The organism is Cellulomonas massiliensis JC225 (assembly GCF_000312005.1).
Taxonomy (GTDB): domain Bacteria; phylum Actinomycetota; class Actinomycetes; order Actinomycetales; family Cellulomonadaceae; genus Cellulomonas; species Cellulomonas massiliensis.
In genome coordinates this window covers 1,788,368-1,792,290 of the sequence record NZ_HE978588.1, presented here as the reverse complement: position 1 = coordinate 1,792,290, position 3,923 = coordinate 1,788,368, and the positions used below count along the sequence as shown (strand labels likewise).

The window sequence follows — 3,923 nt, the reverse complement described above, 5'->3', positions numbered from 1 at the left end:
GGCGCCGGCGCCTGCGACGCGGTCCGTGCGGACGTGTCCACCTCGCCCACGTCGTCCCCCTCGCGCTGGTCCATCACCGGCCTCCTGACCCGTGAGACTACCGTTGCGCGGGTGACGCCCCTGCCGCCCCGCCGCCTCCTCGTCGCCGGCGCCGGGCTCGCCGCGGCGCGCACCGTCGCGAGCCTGCGCGCCCGGGGGTTCGACGGCCACGTGACGGTGCTCGGCGCCGAGGGCGTCGCCCCCTACGACCGACCGCCGCTGTCCAAGCACCTGCTCGACCGCCCGGAGCCCGCGTGGCTCGCCGACGAGGTGGGGGCCGACCTGGTGGCGCTGGCCGACGCCGCGCACCTCGACCGGCCCGCCCGCGCGCTCACCGTCGGCGCGCAGGGCGTGCGCGTCGGCACGGACGACGGCGACCTCGAGGCGGACGCGCTCGTCGTCGCCACGGGCGCACGCGCGGTCCTCCCGGAGGGCTGGGAGGGGGCGCGCACGCTGCACACGGCGGCCGACGCCGCCGCGCTGCGTGCGGCGCTCGCGCCCGGTGCACGCCTCGTCGTGGTGGGGGCGGGCTGGATCGGCGCCGAGGTGGCGGGCGTCGCGGCCGCGGCCGGCGTCGAGGTGACCGTCGTCGAGGCGCGCGCTCCGCTCTCGGGAGCCCTGGGCGCGGTGGGACGGCTGACGGAGCCCTGGTACGCCCGCGCGGGGGTCCGGCTCCTGACGGGAGCCCGCGTCGTCGAGGTGCGGGGAGACGGCGTGCGCACGACCGACGACCACCTGCCGGCGGACGTCGTCCTCGTGGCGGTCGGCGCCCGCCCGGCGACGGGGTGGCTCGGCGACGCGCTGCCCCGGGAGCCGGACGGGTCCGTCCGCGTCGACGAGCACCACGCGGTCGTCGGCGCGCCGCCGCACGTGCGCGCGGTCGGCGACGTCGCGCTGCGCCGGTCGCGCGGTACGGGTGGGTGCCGGGCGGGCACTGGGACGGGGCGCTGCGCGGGCCGGAGCACCTCGCCGCGGCGCTGCTCGGGGAGCCCGCCGACCCCCCGGCCGACGACGTCCCGTACGTCTTCTCGACGCAGCTGGGCCACGAGCTGGCGCTGCTCGGGCTGCCGGAGGGCGGCGACGTCGTGCTGCGGGGCGACCCGCGCACCGGCCCGTGGGCGGCCCTGTGGTTCCGGGGCGACGTGCTCGCCGCGATCCTCACGGTCGACCGGCCGCGGGACGTCGGCGCCGCGCGGCGCCTGCTGGCAGGTGCCGCCCCGCCCGTGCTCGACCGCGCGGTGGCCGCGGACGCCGGTCGCCCGCTGCGGGACGCCGCGCGCTGAGCCGCGGTGCGGCGGCGGCCCTCGCCCGCCGCCGCACCGCGCGCGCCTCAGTGCGCGAAGTGGCGCGTGCCGGTGAGGTAGAGGGTCACGCCCGCGGCGGCGGCCGCCGCGACGACCTCCTCGTCGCGGACCGACCCGCCCGGCTGGACGACCGCGCGCACGCCGGCGTCGAGCAGGACCTGCAGGCCGTCCGCGAACGGGAAGAACGCGTCGGACGCGGCGACCGCGCCGCGGGCACGCTCGGCCCCGTCCGTGTTCGCGCGCTCGACCGCGAGCCGGCAGGAGTCGACCCGGTTGACCTGGCCCATCCCCACGCCGACCGACGCGCCGTCGGCGGCGAGCAGGATCGCGTTCGACTTGACCGCGCGCACCGCGCGCCACGCGAAGGCGAGGTCCGCCAGCGTCGCGGCGTCGGCCGCCGGACCGGCCGCGAGCGTCCAGGTCGTCGGGTCGTCGCCGGGCGCGTCCACCGCGTCCGCGCGCTGCAGCAGCAGCCCGCCGCTCACCTGGCGCTGCTCGACCCGCGGGCCCTCGACCGCCCGGACCTGCAGCAGGCGGATGTTCTTCTTGCGCGCCAGGATCTCGACCGCGTCGGGCTCGAAGGCCGGGGCGACGACGACCTCGGTGAACACCGGGGCGATCTGCTCCGCGGCCGCGGCCGTCAGGGGCCGGTTCGTCGCGATCACGCCGCCGAACGCCGAGACGGGGTCGCACGCGTGCGCCTTGGCGTGGGCCTCGGCGACGTCCGCGCCGACCGCGATCCCGCACGGGTTGGCGTGCTTGACGATCGCGACCGCGGGCGCGTCGTGGTCGTGCGCGGCACGCCACGCGGCGTCGGCGTCGACGTAGTTGTTGTAGCTCATCGCCTTGCCGTGCAGCTGCGTGGCGCCGGCGAGGCCGCGGCCCGCGCCCCCCTCCTCCGACACGTACAGCGCGGCGCCCTGGTGGGGGTTCTCGCCGTACCGCAGCACGTCGGCGCGCGTCCACGTCGCACCCACGACCGCGGGGAAGCCGGACTCGGCGGCCGTGGCGTCCGGGCTGAGGACGGAGGCGAACCAGCTGGAGACGGCGACGTCGTACGCCGCCGTGTGCGCGAAGGCGGCGGCCGCCAGCGCGCGGCGCTCGGCGAGCGTGAACCCGCCCGCACCGGCCGCCGTCGCGACGTCGGCGTAGCGGGCCGGGTCGACGACGACCGCCACGCTCGGGTGGTTCTTCGCGGCCGCGCGCACCATGGACGGGCCGCCGATGTCGATCTGCTCGACGCACTCGTCGGGCGTCGCGCCGGAGGCGACGGTCGCGGTGAACGGGTAGAGGTTGACGACGACGAGCTCGAACGCGGCGACCCCGAGCTCCTCGAGCTGGGCGAGGTGCTCCGGGCGGCGGGTGTCCGCGAGGATCCCGGCGTGCACCCGCGGGTGCAGCGTCTTGACGCGGCCGTCCAGGCACTCGGGGAACCCGGTGAGGTCCTCGACCCGGGTGACGGGCACGCCGGCCGCCGCGATCGTCGCGGCGGTGGAGCCCGTCGACACGAGCTCGACGCCCGCGGCGTGCAGCGCGGTCGCCAGCTCGGTGAGGCCGGTCTTGTCGTACACGCTCAGCAGCGCGCGGCGCAGCGGGCGGCGGGTGCTCGGGTCCGTCGGGTCGGTGACGGGCTCGACGGGGGTCACGTGGGCGGTCATGGACTCTCCAGGGTCGCGACGGCGTTCGGACCCGGCACCCAGGCGGGCGGTGCACGACAGGGCGGTGCGGCCGCTCCCCGGTGGTTGTCCACCCTCGCCAGTCACGACCGGGACGAGTCTACGCGAGGTGCGTCGGGAGGCCGCCGCGCGGCGCGGGCTCAGCCGATGCGGGCGGTGCGCCCCTCGACCGTGAGGCCCTCCCGGGCGACGCGGCCCACGACGTCGACGAGCAGCTCGCGCTCCACGACCTTGATGCGCTCGTGCAGCGCCGCCTCGTCGTCGTCGTCGAGCACGGGCACGGCCGCCTGCGCCAGCACGGGGCCGGTGTCGACGCCCGCGTCGACCACCATGACGGTGCAGCCCGTGACCTTGACGCCGTAGGCGAGGGCGTCGCGCACGCCGTGCGCCCCGGGGAAGGAGGGCAGCAGCGCCGGGTGGGTGTTGATGGTCCGCCCGCCGAAGCGCGCGAGGAACGCCTCGCCGAGCAGCTTCATGAAGCCGGCCAGGACGACGTGGTCCGGGGAGAACACGGCGACCGCCTCGGTGACCGCGCGGTCCCACGCGGCGCGGTCCGGGAAGTCGGCGAGCGCGACGACGGCGGTCGGGACGCCCGCCTCCCGGGCGATCTCGAGCGCGCGGACGCCGGGCCGGTCGGCCACCACGCCGACGACCCGCGCGCCGTACGCCGGGTCGGCGTGCGCGTCGAGCAGCGCCGCGAGGTTCGAGCCGGTGCCCGAGACGAGGACGACGAGGCGGCCGTGGCGGCGGGTGGCGGCGGTGGGAGGCGTCGGCACGGCGCGACCCTACCCCGGCGCGGTCGGCGCCCGTGCGGCCGCGTCCTCGGGCGGCACGGCGGCGGCGCCGTGATCGGGGACAATGGGCGCGTGAGCAACCCGTACGCGCCGCCCGAGCCCGGCACGGG

General features: G+C 78.4%; 3 protein-coding genes, 1 pseudogene and 1 riboswitch. Of the genes and pseudogenes, 2 read left to right on the top strand and 2 right to left on the bottom strand.

Going from position 1 to position 3,923, the window contains the following annotated elements:
• Positions 1-33: 33 nt before the first annotated feature.
• Together HGCM_RS20420 and HGCM_RS20415 are read left to right on the top strand one after the other, a co-directional pair.
• Positions 34-879 (top strand): annotated as a pseudogene (locus tag HGCM_RS20420) (FAD-dependent oxidoreductase); the annotation flags it as partial.
• Between the two features lie 80 nt (positions 880-959).
• Positions 960-1,322, top strand: coding sequence for an oxidoreductase C-terminal domain-containing protein (locus tag HGCM_RS20415; RefSeq protein WP_246119448.1), 363 nt, complete (start codon positions 960-962; stop codon positions 1,320-1,322).
• A gap of 47 nt (positions 1,323-1,369) precedes the next feature.
• Here the strand turns inward: HGCM_RS20415 and purH are convergent, their stop codons facing one another.
• Entirely contained in the window at positions 1,370-3,001 is a 1,632-nt protein-coding gene (gene purH / locus HGCM_RS08550; RefSeq protein WP_019136433.1) for a bifunctional phosphoribosylaminoimidazolecarboxamide formyltransferase/IMP cyclohydrolase, read from the bottom strand.
• A gap of 29 nt (positions 3,002-3,030) precedes the next feature.
• Positions 3,031-3,116: riboswitch (ZMP/ZTP riboswitch) on the bottom strand.
• 43 nt (positions 3,117-3,159) lie between these two features.
• Complete coding sequence (purN, locus tag HGCM_RS08545) at positions 3,160-3,795, bottom strand: phosphoribosylglycinamide formyltransferase (RefSeq protein ID WP_019136432.1); 636 nt, start codon at positions 3,793-3,795, stop codon at positions 3,160-3,162.
• Between the last annotated feature and the right edge of the window lie 128 nt (positions 3,796-3,923).